We start from the raw sequence: 18,288 nt of genomic DNA on the forward strand, positions 1-18,288 counted from the left end.
TTTCTGTTCTTTCAGTATTCAAGTATGCATCGAGAGGAAACCATGGTTCACCAACGAGCTGCCTTCGAGGATTTGCAGCAGCACGCGGATTTCATCGCACGCCACATCGGCCCGGCGGAACCCGAAAAGAAACAAATGCTCACGGCGCTCGGATTCGAGTCCATGGACGCCTTCATCCGCAAGGTGGTCCCCGCTTCCATCCTGAGCGAGCAGCCTCTCGACCTCGGCACGCCCCGCAGCGAAGCGGAAGTGCTGGAAGAACTGCGCGGCATCGCCTCGCGCAACAAGGTGTTCAAATCGCTCATCGGCATGGGTTACTACGATACCCACACGCCTCCGGTCATCCTGCGCAACCTGCTCGAGAATCCGGCGTGGTACACCGCGTACACGCCTTACCAACCGGAAATCTCCCAGGGCCGCCTCGAAGCGCTGCTGAATTTCCAGACCATGATCGCCGACCTGACCGGCCTGGAGATCGCCAACGCATCCCTGCTCGATGAAGCCACCGCCGCGGCCGAGGCCATGACCTTCTGCCAGCGCGTCGCCAAGAGCAAGGCCAAAGCCTTCTTCGTTTCGAAGGACTGCCTGCCGCAAACCATCGACGTGGTGCGCACCCGCGCCGAGCCCATCGGCGTGGAAGTGGTGGTAGGCGACCACCGCACCGACCTCGAGGGCCTGGATTGCTTCGGCGTCCTGCTGCAGTATCCGACCGTCGACGGCGAGATCCATGACTACAAGGACATCGTTGCCAGGGCGCACGACAAGGGCGCGCTGGTGGTGGTCGCCGCCGACCTGCTGGCCCTGACCCTGCTGACGCCGCCGGGCGAATTCGGCGCCGACGTCGCCATCGGATCGGCCCAGCGGTTTGGCGTGCCGCTCGGCTACGGCGGGCCGCATGCTGCCTACTTCGCCACCCGCGATGCCAACAAGCGCGTCATGCCTGGCCGCGTGGTCGGCGTCTCCATCGACAGCCACGGCGACAAGGCTTACCGCCTCGCGCTGCAAACCCGCGAACAGCACATCCGCCGCGAGAAGGCGACCTCCAACGTCTGCACCGCGCAGGTCCTGCTCGCGAACATCGCCTCCATGTACGCCGTCTATCATGGTCCGCAAGGCCTGCAGACCATCGCCCGGCGCGTGCACCGCGTCGCCGCCGCGCTTGCCGAAGGCTTGCGCCGCCTCGATTGCGAAGTCCGCAACGCTTCCTTCTTCGATACGTTCGTGGTGCGCGTTTCCGACGCGGCCAAGGTGCACCAGGGCGCGCGCGCCATCGGCATCAACCTGCGCGAGATCGATGCCAGCCATGTCGGCATCTCGGTGGACGAAACCACGACGCCGGCGCTGGTCGAAGCCCTGTGGGGCGTCTTTGCCGCCGGCAAGGCGGCGCCGTCCTTCGCGGCGGTCGAAGCCGAGGCGGCCGACCGCCTGCCTGCCGGACTGGCACGCCGCAGCGCCTACCTGACGCACCCGGTGTTCAATACCCACCATTCCGAGACCGAGATGCTGCGCTACCTGCGCAAACTGTCCGACAAGGACCTCGCGCTCGATCGCACCATGATCCCGCTCGGCTCCTGCACCATGAAGCTGAACGCGACCACCGAGATGATTCCGGTCACCTGGAAGGAATTCGGCGGCATCCATCCCTTCGCGCCGCTGGACCAGGCCCAGGGTTACCAGCAGCTCATCGTCGAACTGGAACACATGCTGGTGGCATGTACCGGCTATGACGCCGTGTCGCTTCAGCCGAACGCCGGCTCGCAGGGCGAATACGCCGGCCTGCTGGCGATCCGCGGCTACCACGCCAGCCGAGGCGAAGGCCATCGCAACATCTGCCTGATTCCCAGCTCCGCGCACGGCACCAACCCGGCGACCGCGCACATGGCCGGCATGCAGGTGGTGGTGGTCGGCTGCGACGACAGCGGCAACGTCGACGTCGCCGACCTGCGGGCCAAGGCGGAGAAGCATTCCAAGGTCCTCGCCGCCATCATGATCACCTATCCGTCCACGCACGGCGTGTTCGAGGAAGCGGTCGGCGAGATCTGCGAGATCGTGCATTCCCACGGCGGCCAGGTCTACATCGACGGCGCCAACATGAACGCCATGGTCGGCCTGTGCCAGCCGGGCAAGTTCGGCGGCGACGTGTCGCACCTCAACCTGCACAAGACCTTCTGCATTCCGCACGGCGGCGGCGGTCCCGGCGTCGGCCCGATCGGCGTCCGCTCGCACCTCGCGCCCTTCCTGCCCGGCCATCGCATGATGGAAAAGCAGTCCGCGCCGGTCTGTGCCGCGCCCTGGGGCAGCGCCAGCATTCTCCCCATCAGCTGGACCTACATCCGCATGATGGGACGCCAGGGCCTGAAGCAGGCGAGCGAGATGGCCATCCTCAACGCCAACTATGTCGCCAAGCGCCTCGCGGATCACTACCCGATCCTCTACGCGGGCGAGGGCGGCCTGGTGGCCCACGAATGCATCGTCGACCTGCGTCCCTTGAAGGATACCGGCGTGACGGTGGACGACGTGGCCAAGCGCCTGATGGACTTCGGTTTCCATGCACCCACCATGTCCTTCCCGGTGCCCGGCACGCTGATGATCGAGCCGACCGAAAGCGAATCGAAGGAAGAGCTCGACCGCTTCTGCGAAGCCATGATCGCCATCCGCGACGAGATCCGCGCCATCGAGCGCGGGGAGCTGAAGGCCGAGGACAGCCCGCTGCGCCATGCGCCGCATACTGCCATGGCCATCACCGGCGAGTGGAATCATTCCTACTCGCGCGAGCAGGCGGTGTTCCCGGTGAAATCGCTCAGGCAGGCGAAATACTGGCCGCCGGTCGGGCGCGTCGACAACGTCTACGGCGACCGCAACGTGGTGTGCTCCTGCCCACCGATGTCGGACTACGAATAAGACGGAGCGCACCGGCTGTCATCCCCGCGCAGGCGGGGATCCCATTGCGATGCGCCTCGAGCCGCTGGAATGGGATTCCATGACAGTTTTCCAGTCAGTGTCCCAATCAGGCGCGAGCAAGACAACCCGGGCAAGCACATGGCCATCAGCGTTTTTGAAATCTTCAAGATAGGCATCGGGCCCTCCAGTTCGCATACCGTCGGACCGATGCGCGCCGCATTGCAGTTCGTGACTGCCTTGCGCGACGACGGCCTGCTGGACAGGACAGCAGGCGTCAAGGCCGAGCTTTACGGCTCGCTGGGTGCGACCGGCAAGGGCCACGGCAGCGACAAGGCCGTGATGCTCGGCCTGCAGGGCGAAGCGCCCGAACTGGTCGATACCGGCGCTATCCCGCAGATGCTCGCCGCCATCCGGCGCGAGAAGCAGATCATCTTGCTCGGCCAGAAGACCGTGCCGTTCCATGAAGTCGATCACCTGCTCATGTTCCGCAAGGCCTTGCCCTTCCATCCGAACGGCATGCGCTTCATCGCCTACGACGCGCAGGGCGCCGAACTGTGCAGCAAGCTCTATTACTCGGTCGGCGGCGGATTCGTGGTGAACGAAGAGGCTGCCGGCATCGACCGCATCGTTCCAGACACCACCGCGGTGCCTTATCCCTTCAACAGCGCCGAGGAGTTGCTCGCGCTGTGCCGGCAGCACGGCTTCAGCATCAGCCAGTTGATGCTGGAAAACGAAAAGTCGTGGCGGCCCGAAGCGGAAACCCGCGCCGGCCTGCTGAAGATATGGCAAGTCATGCAGGAATGCGTCAGGAAAGGCTGCGAAGCCGAAGGACTGCTGCCGGGCGCGCTGAAGGTCAAGCGCCGTGCGGCCGAACTTTACCGCGACCTCTCCAGCAAGCCGGAGGCCAACCTGCGCGATCCGCTCACCACGCTCGACTGGGTGAACCTCTACGCGCTGGCGGTCAACGAGGAGAACGCCGCCGGCGGCCGCGTGGTGACCGCCCCGACCAATGGCGCGGCCGGCATCGTGCCTGCAGTGCTGCATTACTACCACCGCTTCATCGCGGGCGCCAGCGATGACGGCGCGACGCGCTTCCTGCTGACGGCCGCGGCGATCGGCATCCTCTACAAGGAAAACGCCTCGATCTCCGGCGCGGAAGTCGGCTGCCAGGGCGAGGTCGGCGTGGCCTGCTCCATGGCCGCGGGCGCGCTCGCCGAAGTCATGGGCGGCACGCCGGAGCAGGTCGAGAACGCCGCCGAGATCGGCATGGAACACAACCTCGGACTGACCTGCGACCCCATCGGCGGACTGGTGCAGGTGCCGTGCATCGAGCGCAATGCCATGGGTTCCGTCAAGGCGATCAATGCCGCCCGCATGGCGCTGCGCGGAAATGGCCGGCACCTCGTCTCTCTCGACAAGGTCATCAAGACCATGCGCGAGACCGGCGCCGACATGAAGACCAAATACAAGGAAACCGCGCGCGGCGGACTCGCGGTCAACGTCATCGAATGCTGACAACATAAAAGGGAAAAACATGGACAACACCAACACCAGCCTGGCCCGCACGCCGCTTTATCAGCTGCACCTCGAACTCGGCGCCCGCATGGTGCCCTTCGCCGGATACGACATGCCGGTGCAATATCCGAGCGGCGTGCTCAAGGAGCACAACCATACGCGCACGCAGGCCGGCCTGTTCGACGTGTCCCACATGGGCCAGGTCAGGCTGAGCGGGCCGGATGCCGCCGCCGCCCTCGAGACGCTCGTTCCCGTGGACATCGTCGGCCTGCCCGTGAATACGCAGCGCTATGCCTTGTTCACCAATGAGCAGGGCGGGGTGCTGGACGACCTGATGGTGTCCAACGGCGGCGACCACCTGTTCGTCGTGGTCAACGCGGCCTGCAAGGAACAGGACGTCGCGCACCTGCGCCGGCACATCGGCGATCGCTGCAAGATCGAGGTGCTGTCCGACCGCGCGCTGCTCGCGCTGCAGGGGCCGGCGGCCGGCGCCGTGATGGCGCGCCTCGCGCCGGACACCGCCAGGCTGGTTTTCATGCAGACCACGAAGGCGACGCTGGCCGGGGCGGAATGCTTCATCAGCCGCTCGGGTTACACCGGCGAGGATGGCTTCGAGATCTCCGTTCCCAACGACAGCGCGGAAGCGCTGGCCCGCCTGCTGCTGGCGCAGCCCGAGGTGGCGCCCATCGGCCTCGGCGCGCGCGACTCGCTGCGCCTCGAAGCCGGTCTCTGCCTTTACGGCCACGACATGGATGCCGGCACCACGCCGGTCGAGGCCAGCCTCGGCTGGGCGCTGTCGAAGGCAAGGCGCACGGACGGCGCGCGGCCCGGCGGTTATCTCGGGGCCGAGGTCATCATGGGCCAGATTGCCGGCGGCGTGGACCGCAAGCGCGTCGGCCTGCTGGTGAAGGATCGGATGCCGGTGCGCGAGGGCGCAGAACTGGTGGACGGCAACGGCGTCGTGGTGGGCAAGGTCACGAGCGGCGGCTTCGGCCCGACGGTGGGCGGTCCCGTCGCCATGGGCTACGTCACGGCGGCCAATGCCCAGCTCGGCACGCCGCTGCAGGCCATCGTGCGCGGCAAGCCGGTGCCGGTCGAAGTGGCGCGCACGCCCTTCACGCCGCAGCGTTACCATCGCGGCTGACCGACCGCCAGCACAACAGCACAAAAGAACAAAAGCACAAAGGAATGCCGTGACCGAATCGACCAAGGAACAATCGCCGGAGCAGGCCGCCCCCAAGCCCGTCGTTGCCGGCGAAAAACTGCGCGGCGCGGAAAAGATGGCCCGCATCCCGATCAAGATCGCGCCCACCCAGCCAGCGGAATACCTGCGCAAGCCGAAATGGATACGCGCCGAATTCACCGGCACGAAGGAAGTGCAAAGGCTGAAGAGCGTGCTGCGCGAGAACAGCTTGCATACCGTCTGCGAGGAAGCCAACTGCCCGAATCTCGGCGAGTGCTTCAAGAACGGCACCGCCACCTTCATGATCATGGGCGACATCTGCACCCGCCGCTGCCCGTTCTGCGACGTCGGCCACGGGCGCCCGAATCCGCTCGATCCGGACGAGCCGCGGCACCTCGCCGAAACGATAAAGGCGATGGGCCTCAGGTATGTGGTCATCACCTCGGTCGACCGCGACGACCTGCGCGATGGCGGCGCGGGCCATTTCGTCGCCTGCATCAGCGAAACACGCAGGCTGAATCCCGGCATCGCCATCGAGGTGCTGACGCCGGATTTCAGGGGGAGGGTGGAAACGGCGCTCGCGGTGCTCGAACAGGCGCCGCCCGACGTGTTCAATCACAACCTGGAGACGGTTCCACGCTTATACCGCGAAGCGAGGCCCGGCGCCGACTACGCCGGTTCACTGGCGCTGCTGCAGGCGTTCAAGGAGCGGCATCCCGCGGTGCCCACCAAGTCGGGCTTGATGCTCGGCCTCGGTGAAGACCTGGAGGAAGTTGAAGCGGTGATGCGCGACATGCGAGCGCACCAGATCGACATGCTGACCCTGGGCCAGTATCTTCAGCCGAGCCGCCATCACCTGCCGGTGAAACGGTATGTCACGCCGGAGGAGTTCGACGGCTTGCGCGTGGCCGGCGAAAAGATGGGCTTCCGGCATGTGGCGTCCGGTCCGATGGTGCGTTCGTCCTATCATGCGGACCTGCAAGCAAAGGGAGAATTTTGAACAATCGAACGGTTGGCCTTAATTAGTAATTCTTTGTGGTAACGCAAATCCGTACGGAATGTCTTCGCCTACACTGAAGTCGGTCCCTTAAGGCCTCCCAGGAAGTATTCACCCGCCACGCGCAAGCCTGGCGGGTTTTTTTTCGCCATGACCCGCCTGAATATGGCACAGGAATGAAAAAATATTAACGCCCGGCACTAACACTTGATATTACTCAAAGCCCGGCAATGCGGACTTGATGATACTTGCCAGACAGAAAAATCGTTGTCATTCACCTTCCTGCCGCCATGAAGAGACAGTTTGATTCCGAGTTGGTGATTACGTCGCTGGTCGAAGCGACTTTGGGAAATGACGCCACGCTGCGTCAGCGTCACCTGTTCCAGGAAAACCTGCGCAGCCTGGTGCGGCTGGCCAAGGCTGAACAGGTCGTCGAGATCAAGGAGAACGTCCGCCGCCTGACCGGAGCCATGGAAAGCCACCAGGCACGCCGGCGCGCGAAGGCGGTGCTGCTCGCCCAGCGCCTGCCGGGCATCCTTGCGGCCGCCCAGCAGACCTTCGAGTTCGACCGCTAGCCTTCTCCAAGCCTGTCAGTCGGCTCAGTCGGCTTTCATCGACCGTCCGGCAGGCCGGGAGCAGGGCGCGGTAAAATTGGCCGCGTCGATAGGCGTCGACTTGAAAGACGCCTCGTTCTTCCTGCCGGCGGGCCATGAAAGTCTACAACCTCAAATGCGAGCATGAACACGCTTTCGAAGGATGGTTTTCTTCGGAAGACGATTTCCTTCGCCAGTCCGGGGAAGGGCTGATCGCCTGCCCGCTGTGCGCTTCATGCAAGGTGGTGCGCATGCCGTCGGCGCCGCGGCTCAACCTGGGCGCAACGCAAGCGCCGGGCGCCGCGCCATCCGGAGCGCAGCCCACGCCGGAGCAAAGGCAGGCGCTGCTGCTTTCCGCCATCCGCCAGATCATTGCCATCACCGAAGACGTCGGCGAGCGCTTCGCGGAAGAGGCGCGCCGCATCCATCATCATGAAGCGCCCGATCGCGCCATCCGCGGCGTCGCGTCGCTCCAGGAATGCGAAGCCCTGGTCGACGAAGGCATCGAGGTGGCGGCATTTCCTCTTCCCGACGCGCTCAAGCAACCCATGCATTGAATCCCGTCGCACGTGCTTCTTCCGCGTGCCGCCTCCCGTTCCTGCCAAGAGGCTCATCGTTGCCGGAACCCTTCCCGTCACGGTAACGATGAACTGCAAGGCAGCCGCTCGATTTCCGTGGCAAGTTGTCCGAGATTTCACTACCCAATCCCGCATTCCGCTGTATAATCGTTTTAGAACGGTCGTGCTTTTTACCGGGACAACAAGGAGACAGCATGGATTTGAATTACTCTGCGGAGGATCTGGCCTTCCGCGACACGGTTCGCACCTTCCTCGAAGCGAACCTTCCCAAGGACCTGCAGGAAAAGGTTCTTAACCACAAGCGCCTGAGCAAGGAAGACTTCGTGCGTTGGCACAAGATCGTCGCCAAGCAGGGCTGGGTCGGCACGGGCTGGCCGGTAGAGCACGGCGGCACGGGTTGGAATGCCGTCCAGCGCCACATCTGGGAAGAAGAATGCGCCCGCGCCGGCACGCCTTCCATCCTGCCGTTCGGCGTGAACATGGTGGCGCCGGTGATCATGGCCTTCGGCAACGAAGCGCAGAAGCGTTACTACCTGCCGCGCATCCTGAATTGCGACGACTGGTGGTGCCAAGGCTATTCCGAGCCGGGATCCGGTTCCGACCTCGCCTCGCTCAAGACCCGCGCCGAGCGCCAGGGCGATCACTACATCGTCAACGGCCAGAAGACCTGGACCACCCTGGCCCAGCATGCCGACATGATCTTCTGCCTGGTGCGCACCGATCCGAACGCACGCAAGCAGGAAGGCATCTCCTTCCTGCTGATCAACATGCATACGCCGGGCATCACTGTCCGCCCCATCATCATGCTCGACGAAGAGCATGAGGTGAACGAGGTCTTCTTCGACAACGTGAAGGTGCCGGTCGAAAACCTCATCGGCGAAGAGAACAAGGGCTGGACCTACGCGAAATACCTGCTGGGACACGAGCGCACCAACATCGCCGCCGTCGGCCGCGCCAAGCGCGAGCTCCAGTTCCTGAAGCGCCTCGCCGCCAAGCAGCAGAAGAACGGCAAGTCGCTGATGGAAGATCCGGTTTACGTGTCCAAGGTCGCGAGCCTGGAAGTGGAAATCATGGCGCTGGAAATGACCGTCCTGCGGGTGCTGTCGCAGGAAGGCTCCAAGCGCGGTCCCGGCCCCGAGGCGTCGATGCTGAAAGTCAAGGGAACGGAAATCCAGCAGTGGCTGACCGAATTGATGGTGGAAGCGATCGGCCCCTACGCCTTGCCCTTCGATCCCGCCTACCTGGAGGGAGAGCAGGAACACAGCGCCTTCGGCGATGATGACGCGGCGCCGCTCGCGCCTTACTACTTCAACTTCCGCAAGACCTCGATCTACGGCGGTTCGAACGAAATTCAGAAAAACATCATCTCCCAGATGATCCTGGGACTGTGAGGCGACGAACATGGACTTCAACTACACCCCCGAGCAGGAACAGTTCCGCGACGCGCTGCGCCGCTTCATCGACAAGGACTACGATTTCGAACATCGCAAGAAGATCGTCTATTCCGACGCCGGCGTGTCCGACGCGGCATGGAATACGCTGGTCGAGCTAGGAATGACGGCATTGCCGGTGCCCGAAGAGCAGGGCGGCTTCAACGGCAACGCGGTGGACATGCTGGTCGTGATGCAGGAACTGGGCCGCGGCCTGGTGGTCGAGCCGTATTTCGCGACCGCGTTCGGCGCCGAATTCCTCAAGTGCGCCGGCGGACAGGAAGCCCTGCTCGAGCAGGTCGCGACCGGCGAACTGAAGCTCGCGGCGGCGATTCACGAGCGCCAGGCCCGTCATGACCTCTTCGACGTGGCGACGACTGCGCGGCAGGCGGATGGCGGCTATGTCATCAACGGCACCAAGACGGTGGTGCTGCACGGCGCGCAGGCCGGCAAGCTCATCGTTTCCGCCCGCAGCAGCGGCAACCAGCGCGATACCGGCGGCATCTCGCTGTTCCTGGTGCCGGCCGATGCCGGTGGCGTCGCGGTCAAGGAGTACCGCACCATCGATTCGCAGCGCGCGGCCGACATCACCTTCACCAACGTGCACGTGCCCGCCAGCGCCTTGCTCGGCGCTGAAGGCGCGGGATGGGACATCCTCGACGCTGCCGCCGACTACGGCGTGGCGCTGCTGTGTGCCGAGGCCATCGGCGCCATGGATGCGCTCAATGCCGCCACGCTCGAATACCTGAAGACGCGCCAGCAGTTCGGCGTCCCCATCGGCAAGTTCCAGAGCCTGCAGCACCGCATGGCGGAAATGTTCATGCAGACCGAGCAGGCGCGCTCGATGGCGACGCTGGCCGCCGTGAAGGTGTCCGGCGACGACGCGGCCGAGCGCCGCCGCACGGTGTCCGCCGCCAAGGCGCGCATCGGCCAGGCCTTGAAATACGTCGGCCAGCAGGCGGTGCAACTGCACGGCGGCATGGGCGTGACCAACGAACTGCCAGCGGCGCATCACTTCAAGCGGCTGACCATGATCGAGGTCACGCTGGGCGATACTGATTACCATCTCGCCCGCTTCGCCGCCCAGCCGGGCTTCCGCGAGGCTGCCTGACGCCCGGAACGCCGGACCCGCCGGTTCGCCGCGCCTGATGCGGCGGACCGGCCGCCCGCCAAGGCAGGGCGGCGTCCGGCTTGTCATCAACCATCACTATCCACCATGTCCCAACCTACCTGGTATTTCGAAGACTTCGAGGTCGGCAAGACCATCGAGGTCGGCACGCGGACCGTGTCGGAAGCAGAGATCATCGAGTTTGCCCGCCAGTTCGACCCCCAGCCTTTCCACGTCGACAGAGAGGCCGCCTCGCGTTCCATCTATGGCGGCGTGATCGCCAGCGGCTGGCATACCTGCGCGATGATGATGCGCCTGATGGTCGATGGTTTCCTCAACAAATCCTCCAGCATGGGCTCGCCCGGCGTGGATGAAATCCGCTGGCTCAAGCCGGTGCGGCCGGGCGACACGCTCAAGGTGACGACCACCGCGGTGGAAGCGCGCCCGTCCTCCAGCAAGCCGGACCGCGGCGTCGTGGTGACGCGCTGGGAAGCGACGAACCAGAAAGGCGAACTCGTCGCCACGGTGACCGGCATGGGGATGTTCGGCCGGCGCCCCGCCTGAACGAACCCGGGAAGTCGATGGCCGGCGTCGCGCCGGCCATTCGCTCCAATCACCTCAATCACCTGCACTTACATACCTGCATGAAGGGAGATGGCATGCGCATCATCGGATCGGTAGAAGAACTGAAAAGCTTGATCGGGCAGGAGGTCGCGGTGACCGACTGGTTTCCCATCACCCAAGAGCGGGTCAACCTGTTCGCCGAGGCGACCGGCGACCATCAATGGATCCACCTCGACGTGGAACGCTCCCGGAAGGAATCGCCCTTTGGCGGCACGGTCGCCCACGGCTTCCTGACCTTGTCGCTGCTGCCCATGATCATGGAAAGCGCCATCAGCATGCCGATGACGAAGATGGGCGTGAACTATGGGCTCAACAAGGTGCGCTTTCCCGCGCCTGTGCCGGTGGGCAGCCGGATCCGCGGCCGCATGACGCTGGCCGAGGTGGAAGACATTCCCGGCGGCGCCCAGCTTGTCTGGAAAGTGACCATGGAGCGCGAAGGCGGGGACAAGCCCGTCTGCGTGGCGGAGTCGGTCTCCCGGCGCTACTGGTAATCCCGGCAGACGCAACCCGGTGTCATTCTGACGCCGGGTTCGCCTTTCTCTCTTGAGACTTGCGCAAGCTTCCTCGCGGGGAAGCTTGCGCTTGTTGTTTTCCGTCACATTCCGTAAAGAATGCGCGCATTTCGTGAAAATTCTTTAGTAATCCGTTTCCTGATGGATAGAATTTAAAACGCGGGCCCGAACAGATAAGCAAACACACCATGGGCGGCCCGTTATGCTGCGGTGCAACGATCCATATGCCGCAGTCTGCCAAGGGGAACGGACATGCCGGTTGGATCGCCACGACCATGGTTTCACGCGATGCTCAGCATCGTGCTGAGCTTTTTGTGGCTGGTTCTTCCTGCCTCGGCGCAAACTCCCCTCAACCTGGCCGTCGAACGTTTCAGCGTGCGCCAGGGCCTAGACATCAAGGGCGGGTGGTCGATCGCGGAAGACCGCTACGGCTTCATGTGGTTCGGCGGTCAACTCGGGCTCAGCCGCTTCGATGGCTACCGTTTCGTGACCTACCGGCATGATGAAAACGATCCGGCCAGCCTCGCCGACAACCTTGTGCGGGCGCTCATCGTCGACAAGGAAAACCGGCTCTGGGTCGGCACCCAGCGCGGTCTTCAACGTTTCCGTTCCGATACCAACCGCTTCGAAACCATTCACCTGGCCCAGGAAAAAACGGACGACGCCGACATCCCCACCATCAATGAACTCGTCCCGGGCACGCAGAATGACCTGTGGGTTGCCTCGGAAGCGGGGCTCTACCACCTGGACCTGGCCTCCGGCGCGCATTACAAGGCAAGTTCCGGGGACCGCCGCCTGCAATACCTGCCGATCAAGTCGGTGACCCTCGACGGCGAAGGGAATGTCTGGGTCGGCACGGCGTTCGGCATGTACCGCCGCAAGCCGGGCGAGGAAGTTTTCCATGGATTCCCCGAACGCTCCGACCGGCCGGACGATCCGGCCGAGTACCGGGTCAATGCCTTGCTCGTGGACGATGAAAACGAATTGTGGATCGGCCTCGACAACGGCCTGGAACGCTGGTCGCTCGACGGCAGGCAGCGGCAGCGATTCACGCTCAAGGAAGGCTTCCTGTCCGACCAGGTGCTCACCCTGGCTAAGGATAGCCACGGCAGCGTCTGGGTCGGCACTTCCTGGGGCGCGTACCGGTGGAACAAGTCGCTGCAGAAATTCCAGTCGCTGCGCCAGGACGAACTCGACCAGCGCAGCCTCGCCGGCCTGGCGGTGCGGCGCATCTTCGAGGACAGCCGGGGAAACGTCTGGATCGGCGAAACGCATATCGGGATCAACCGCGTCATCAACCCCAATGGCGAATTCGAGCGCATCGCCAAGCGCATCGGCAAGCAGAACAACCTCAGCGACATTTCCATCCGCTCGCTCCTGGCCTACGACGGTTCGCACCTCTGGATCGGAACCGTTAATGGCGGCCTGAACCTGCTGGACCGGGCATCCGGCCAGATCAAGGTGTATCGCAACGAGAGCCTGCAGGCGAGCAACGGACTCGCCGGACCGATCTCGGCGCTGTGCCATGGCCACGGCCATGCGATCTGGGTCGGATCGAGCCATGGCCTGAGCCGCTTCGATACCTTGCAGGAAAGGTTCACGCCGGTTGACCTGAAGGCGATCACGCCGCGCGGCAACAGCATCGTCGCCTGCGCCTATGAACCGGCGTCGAAGCAGCTCTGGCTCACCAGCGGCAGCGAGGTCCATCGCCATGACGTCGAGACCGGCGAAACGGCGCATTACGCCTACAACGCGCTGGATCCGGATGGCATCGGTCCTTCCGGCATTCAGTATTCGGCCATCCTGCCGCTGCCCGAAGGCGAAGTCTGGATCGGCGCTTTCACCGGCGGCCTGAGCCGGCTGCAGCGCGGACCGACCGGCGCGGCGCGCTTCACCCGCTTCCGCCTCGATAGCAACGACCCGGGCAGCCTGAGCAACGACACCGTGATGGCGCTCTTCCGCGATCATGCCGGCGTGATCTGGGTGGGCACGGCGGCGGGCCTGAACCGCGTGGTGTTCCGGGATGACGGCAAGGTGATCTTCGTGCGCTACCGCCGCGACGAAGGCCTGCAGGATGAAAGCATCAACAGCATCCTGGAGGACCAGGACGGCAATCTCTGGCTCGGCACCGAGAGCGGCCTGACGCGCCTGGACAAGGCACGCCGGCAGTTCCGGCACTTCAACGCGTCGGACGGCATGATCGAGAGCGGCTTTCTGCCGCGCGTGGCGACGCGCGGGCCGGACGGCCTGCTGGCGTTCGGCGGACATGAAGGCCTGAACCTCTTTTATTCGGAAGCGATCCGGCAGAGCACCCATGCGCCGCGCGCGGTACTGACCGCCGTTACCCTGGCCAACCTGGCGATCCAGCCGGGCCAGCGCCTGGCGGGCGTGAAGATGTCCGGGCCGGTGGAACGGCTTGCCGCGCTGGAGCTGGCGCCCGAGCATCGCGTCTTCGGACTGGAATTCGCCGGCCTGCTGTTCGCCGATCCCCAGCATGTCCGGTATTCCTACCAGCTCGAAGGCTTCGATACCGACTGGATCGAAACCGACCCGGCGAACCGCCGCGCCACCTATACCAACCTCGATCCGGGCGATTACGTGTTCCGCTTGCGGGTGGCCTATGGCAACGAGCCCTGGGAAAGCAGCGACGTCAAGGTGAACATCACGATACTTCCGGAATTCTGGGAAACCTGGTGGTTCCGCGGATTGCTGGTAGTGCTCGCCCATGTGATCGCCATCGCGCTCATCCGCTGGTATGGCAGGGAAATCGCCCGCCGCTACGAAGTGGAAAAGCTGGCTGTCAAGGCGCAGGCCGAGCTGCAGAGCGCCGAGGCGCAGCAGCGGTTCGTGGCCATGGTGTCGCATGAATTCCGCAACCCGCTGGCCTTGATGGATGCGAGCCTGAAGAACATCCGGCGCATGGCGGAGGCGGTGCCGGAGCAGTTCATGGAGCGGGTGCAGAAGATCCAGCGCGCGCACCTGCGCATGCAGGGGCTGATCGACAATTACCTGACCGAGGAAGTCATGAAGACCCGGGACCTGGAGCCCCGCAAGCAGGAAGTCGATTTCGCCGACCTGCTCGGCGAGGTGGTCGCCTATGCCCAGGTCGCGGCGCCCGACCATGTGCTGCACCTGCGCGTGCAGGGAGACTTGCCGCCGATGCTGCTGGACCGCGAAATGATCCGGGTGGCGTTTTCCAACCTGGTCGACAATGGCATCAAGTATTCGCCCAAGCAGGGCATGGCGGAAATCACGGCGGCCATGGAAGGCAGCGGCACGGTGCGCGTCATCGTCGCCGACAACGGCGTGGGCATCCACGAGTCCGACCTGCCCCACATCTTCGAGCGTTTCTTCCGGGCGAGCCACGGGCAGGCCGGTTTCAAGGGCGTCGGCCTGGGCCTGCACCTGGTCCATCGCATCATCGAACTGCACCAGGGCAGCATCGCGGTAGCCAGCACGGTCGGCAAGGGGACGCGATTCGTGGTGCACCTGCCGGTTCGGGCGCAGGAGGCCGCGCCGGCAGGCGATTCCTGTGACGAGGCGCCGCGGGAAGCAGACTCGGTCGAGCACAGGCGCGGTTGAAACCGGCATGGCCGGCGACCCAAACGGCCCCGGGCCTCATGCGAAATCCCGGCTGCGGGTGCCGAGGCGGCCCAGCAGGTGGGTCAGGTCCACCAGGCGCTTGGCGACCAGGTGGCAGACCCCGTTTTCCGACTGCCAGATGCCGTAGATGCCCATCAGGCGCGCACCCAAGGCTTCCTTGCGGTAGCGCGCGATCATGTCCGGCCAGAGGATCACGTTCACCAGGCCGGTCTCATCTTCGATGGTGACGAACATCGTGCCATTGGCGGTTTCCGGACGCTGGCGCACGGTCACGATGCCGCAGGCGCGGGCGATCTGCCGGTCCGCGAAGGTGTGCAGCACGTCGGCCGGCAGGAAGCGGTGCTTGAGCAGCAGCGGCCGCAGCAGGTGCAGCGGATGCCGTCCGAGAGTGAGGCCGGTGGCGCGATAATCGGCGACGATGCTTTCTCCTTCGCCGGGCGCCGGCAGCGGCACCGGGTCTTCGATGACCGGGGCCTTTGCCAGCAAGGCCTTGTCGGGCGCGCCGGCGACGGCCTGCCACATGGCTTGCCGGCGGTTGCCGGCCAGGGGAAGCAGGGCGTCGGCCCTGGCCAGCGCTTCCAGGTCGCGGCGCGCCAGGCCGGCGCGCGACGCGAGGTCGTTCAGGTCGCGGAACGCACGCACCGCGCGCGCCTCCTCGATGCGCAGCGCGGCATCGTGCTGCATCCCGCGCACCATGTTGAATCCCAGACGAACCGCGGGTTGCGAGGTGTTTGATGTGGTCGATGGTTCCAGCGTCGCTTCCCAGCCGCTCTCGCAGACGTCCACCGGCCGCACCTCCACGCCGTGCCGGCGCGCATCCTGCACCAGTTGCGACGGGGCATAGAAGCCCATGGGCTGGCTGTTGAGCAGGGCGGCGAGGAAGGCGGCGGGTTCGTGGCACTTGATCCAGGAACTGGCATAGGCCAGCAGGGCGAAGCTGGCGGCATGGCTCTCCGGGAAGCCGTATTCGGCGAAGCCCTCGATCTGCTGCAGGATGGAGGAGATGAAATCTTCCTCGTAGCCTTTCTTCTCCATGCCCTGGCGCAGCCTGGCCTGGTATTGCGCCAGCGTGCCCTTGCGCCGCCAGGCCGCCATCGAGCGCCGCAAGCCGTCGGCTTCGCCCGGCGTGAAATCGGCGGCGATCATGGCGATCTGCATCACCTGTTCCTGGAAGATCGGCACGCCGCAGGTGCGCTCCACCGCCGGGCGGATTTCATCCTTGGGGTAGATCACCGGTTCCAGGCCCTGGCGCCGGCGCAGGTAGGGATGCACCATGCCGCCCTGGATGGGTCCGGGCCGTACGATCGCCACCTGGATCACGAGGTCGTAGAACTCCCGGGGCCGCAGGCGCGGCAGCATGGTCATCTGCGCCCGGCTTTCGATCTGGAACACGCCTATCGTGTCGGCGCGCTGGATCATGCGGTAGGTTTCCGAATCTTCGGCGGGAATGTCCTGCAGGGTGAACAATTCCCCGCGCTGCTGGCTGATGAAGTCGAGCGCGCGGCGGATCATGCTCAGCATGCCCAGCGCCAGGATGTCGACCTTCAGCAGGCCGAGGGCATCGAGATCGTCCTTGTCCCACTGCACCACGCTGCGCTCGGCCATGGCGGCGTTTTCGATCGGCACCAGGCGCGACAGCTTGTGGCGCGCGATGACGAAGCCGCCGGGATGCTGGGACAGGTGGCGCGGAAAGCGCATCAGCTTGAGCGCGATCTCGGCCCATTGCCTGGCGACGGCGGATTCCGGGTCCAGACCGCATTCGAGGAAGCGTTCCGCCAGCGCCTGCTTGCTGTCCCACCAGCGGTGCGATTTCGCCACCTGGTCGACGATGCCCGCATCCACGCCGAGCGCCTTGCCGACGTCGCGCAGCACGCTGCGCGGCCGGTAGGTGATGACCACGCCGGTCAGCGCGGCGCGGCGGCGGCCATACTTGTGGTAGATGTACTGGATGACTTCCTCGCGCCGCTGGTGCTCGAAGTCGACGTCGATGTCCGGCGGCTCGTTGCGTTCCTTGGAAATGAAGCGCTCGAACAGCAGGGTGCTGCGCGACGGGTCGACCTCGGTGATGCCGAGGCAATAGCAGACCACCGAATTGGCCGCCGAGCCGCGTCCCTGGCACAGGATGCCTTCGCTGCGGGCGTAGCGCACGATGTCGTAGACGGTGAGGAAATACGGCTCGTAACGCATCTCGGCGATCAGCGCGAGCTCGTGCTCCAGCCCCTCCTGCACGGCAAGCGGAATGCCTTTCGGATAACGGCGGCGCGCGCCGTTGTAGGCTTCGGCCCGCAGGTAGCTTTCCGGCGTTTCGCCGTCGGGCACGAGTTCGTCGGGATATTCGTAGCGCAGTTCGTCGAGCGAGAAGGCGCATTGGCGGGCGATGGCCAGCGTTTCCCGCAGCGCCGCCTCGGGGTAGAGGTTGGCCAGGCGCAGCCGCGAGCGCAGGTGCTGTTCGGCGTTGGGCGCGAGCGCGAAGCCGCATTCCGCCACCGGCTGGCGCAGGCGGATGGCGCTGAGGGTGTCCTGCAGCGGCTTGCGCGAGCGCACGTGCATGCAGACGTCGCCGGTGGCGACCACCGGCAGGCGCGCCTGCTCCGCCGCCTGCTCGACCGTAGCCCGATGCTGTTCGTCGCCGTGCTGGTGCAGCAGGGTCAGGGCCAGCCAGGCCCTGCCCGGGAAGGCATGCGCCAGCCAGGCCGCCTGCTGCGCCATCTGGTCGGCGGGGAGGCCGAATGCCGGCGTCAGGATGGCCAGGCAATCCGGCATGCCGCGCAGGTGCGCGTGCTCGGCGTCGGGATGGGTGAAGTCGGCGGGCATGACCAGGTAGCGGCCTTTCTCGGCGCGCGTCCGGCCCAGGGTGATCAGTTCGCAGAGGTTGCCGTAGCCTTCCCGGGTCCGGGCCAGGAGGATCAGCGACCAGGCGGCGCTGCCATCCGGGTGATGCAGCCGGAACTGGCTGCCGACGAGGAAGCGCAGGCCGGCGTCCCTGGCCGCGAGATGCGCGCGCACCACGCCGGCGACCGAGCATTCATCGGTCAGGGCCAGGGCCGCATAGCCAAGCTGCGCGGCGCGGGCGGCGAGTTCTTCGGGATGGGAGGCGCCCCGCAGGAAGCTGAAATTGGATACGCACTGGAGTTCGGCGTAGTCGGGCAGGGCGGCGGGAATCGGCGAGGACATGCGTCACGACAAATACTGTATAAAAATACAGTATAAAAGATGGCATGCCAAAAAGAAAAGCCCTTCCCGT

At 65.0% G+C, this 18,288-nt stretch carries 12 protein-coding genes; 11 read left to right on the forward strand and 1 reads right to left on the reverse strand.

The window, feature by feature from the left end; translation table 11 throughout:
- Positions 1 to 24 precede the first annotated feature (24 nt).
- The 11 genes from gcvP to G3574_RS17130 all read left to right on the forward strand — a co-directional run bounded on the left by gcvP (position 25) and on the right by G3574_RS17130 (position 15,023).
- On the forward strand, positions 25 to 2,901 hold the full coding sequence (gene gcvP / locus G3574_RS17080) for an aminomethyl-transferring glycine dehydrogenase (protein ID WP_205609829.1): 2,877 nt from the start codon (positions 25 to 27) through the stop codon (positions 2,899 to 2,901).
- Positions 2,902 to 3,039: 138 nt separating this feature from the next.
- Positions 3,040 to 4,416 (forward strand): L-serine ammonia-lyase, encoded by a 1,377-nt coding sequence (locus G3574_RS17085; protein ID WP_163965728.1) that lies wholly within the window; start codon positions 3,040 to 3,042, stop codon positions 4,414 to 4,416.
- A 19-nt stretch (positions 4,417 to 4,435) separates the two neighbouring features.
- Positions 4,436 to 5,560 (forward strand): glycine cleavage system aminomethyltransferase GcvT, encoded by a 1,125-nt coding sequence (gene gcvT, locus G3574_RS17090; RefSeq protein ID WP_163965730.1) that lies wholly within the window; start codon positions 4,436 to 4,438, stop codon positions 5,558 to 5,560.
- A 49-nt stretch (positions 5,561 to 5,609) separates the two neighbouring features.
- Positions 5,610 to 6,599 (forward strand): lipoyl synthase, encoded by a 990-nt coding sequence (gene lipA, locus G3574_RS17095; protein WP_407941680.1) that lies wholly within the window; start codon positions 5,610 to 5,612, stop codon positions 6,597 to 6,599.
- Positions 6,600 to 6,886: 287 nt separating this feature from the next.
- Entirely contained in the window at positions 6,887 to 7,171 is a 285-nt protein-coding gene (locus G3574_RS17100) for a hypothetical protein (protein WP_163965733.1), read from the forward strand.
- A 134-nt stretch (positions 7,172 to 7,305) separates the two neighbouring features.
- Positions 7,306 to 7,746 carry a DUF1178 family protein gene (locus G3574_RS17105; RefSeq protein ID WP_163965735.1) on the forward strand — a complete coding sequence of 147 codons (441 nt, stop codon included), beginning with the start codon at positions 7,306 to 7,308 and terminating at the stop codon, positions 7,744 to 7,746.
- 215 nt (positions 7,747 to 7,961) lie between these two features.
- Positions 7,962 to 9,158, forward strand: a complete 1,197-nt coding sequence (locus tag G3574_RS17110; protein WP_163965737.1) for an acyl-CoA dehydrogenase family protein — start codon at positions 7,962 to 7,964, stop codon at positions 9,156 to 9,158.
- 10 nt (positions 9,159 to 9,168) lie between these two features.
- Entirely contained in the window at positions 9,169 to 10,308 is a 1,140-nt protein-coding gene (locus G3574_RS17115) for an acyl-CoA dehydrogenase family protein (protein ID WP_163965740.1), read from the forward strand.
- 105 nt (positions 10,309 to 10,413) lie between these two features.
- A complete protein-coding gene (locus G3574_RS17120) occupies positions 10,414 to 10,869 on the forward strand; it encodes a MaoC family dehydratase (RefSeq protein ID WP_163965742.1) in 456 nt (151 codons plus the stop codon).
- 95 nt (positions 10,870 to 10,964) lie between these two features.
- Positions 10,965 to 11,420 (forward strand): MaoC family dehydratase, encoded by a 456-nt coding sequence (locus G3574_RS17125; protein ID WP_163965745.1) that lies wholly within the window; start codon positions 10,965 to 10,967, stop codon positions 11,418 to 11,420.
- A gap of 309 nt (positions 11,421 to 11,729) precedes the next feature.
- On the forward strand, positions 11,730 to 15,023 hold the full coding sequence (locus G3574_RS17130; RefSeq protein WP_163965748.1) for a ligand-binding sensor domain-containing protein: 3,294 nt from the start codon (positions 11,730 to 11,732) through the stop codon (positions 15,021 to 15,023).
- Positions 15,024 to 15,059: 36 nt separating this feature from the next.
- Here G3574_RS17130 and G3574_RS17135 read toward each other — a convergent pair whose 3' ends face one another.
- Positions 15,060 to 18,218, reverse strand: coding sequence for an error-prone DNA polymerase (locus G3574_RS17135; RefSeq protein WP_163965751.1), 3,159 nt, complete (start codon positions 18,216 to 18,218; stop codon positions 15,060 to 15,062).
- Positions 18,219 to 18,288 lie beyond the last annotated feature (70 nt).

It is taken from the genome of Noviherbaspirillum galbum (assembly GCF_010974945.1).
In the GTDB taxonomy this organism is placed as follows: Bacteria; Pseudomonadota; Gammaproteobacteria; order Burkholderiales; family Burkholderiaceae_D; genus Noviherbaspirillum; species Noviherbaspirillum galbum.

Coding starts and splice junctions, on each gene's coding strand:
- gcvP (WP_205609829.1), top strand. CDS start 25: ATGCATCGAGAGGAAACCATGGTTCACCAACGAGCTGCCTTCGAGGAT.
- G3574_RS17085 (WP_163965728.1), top strand. CDS start 3,040: ATGGCCATCAGCGTTTTTGAAATCTTCAAGATAGGCATCGGGCCCTCC.
- gcvT (WP_163965730.1), top strand. CDS start 4,436: ATGGACAACACCAACACCAGCCTGGCCCGCACGCCGCTTTATCAGCTG.
- G3574_RS17100 (WP_163965733.1), top strand. CDS start 6,887: ATGAAGAGACAGTTTGATTCCGAGTTGGTGATTACGTCGCTGGTCGAA.
- G3574_RS17105 (WP_163965735.1), top strand. CDS start 7,306: ATGAAAGTCTACAACCTCAAATGCGAGCATGAACACGCTTTCGAAGGA.
- G3574_RS17110 (WP_163965737.1), top strand. CDS start 7,962: ATGGATTTGAATTACTCTGCGGAGGATCTGGCCTTCCGCGACACGGTT.
- G3574_RS17115 (WP_163965740.1), top strand. CDS start 9,169: ATGGACTTCAACTACACCCCCGAGCAGGAACAGTTCCGCGACGCGCTG.
- G3574_RS17120 (WP_163965742.1), top strand. CDS start 10,414: ATGTCCCAACCTACCTGGTATTTCGAAGACTTCGAGGTCGGCAAGACC.
- G3574_RS17125 (WP_163965745.1), top strand. CDS start 10,965: ATGCGCATCATCGGATCGGTAGAAGAACTGAAAAGCTTGATCGGGCAG.
- G3574_RS17130 (WP_163965748.1), top strand. CDS start 11,730: ATGCTCAGCATCGTGCTGAGCTTTTTGTGGCTGGTTCTTCCTGCCTCG.
- G3574_RS17135 (WP_163965751.1), bottom strand. CDS start 18,218: ATGTCCTCGCCGATTCCCGCCGCCCTGCCCGACTACGCCGAACTCCAG.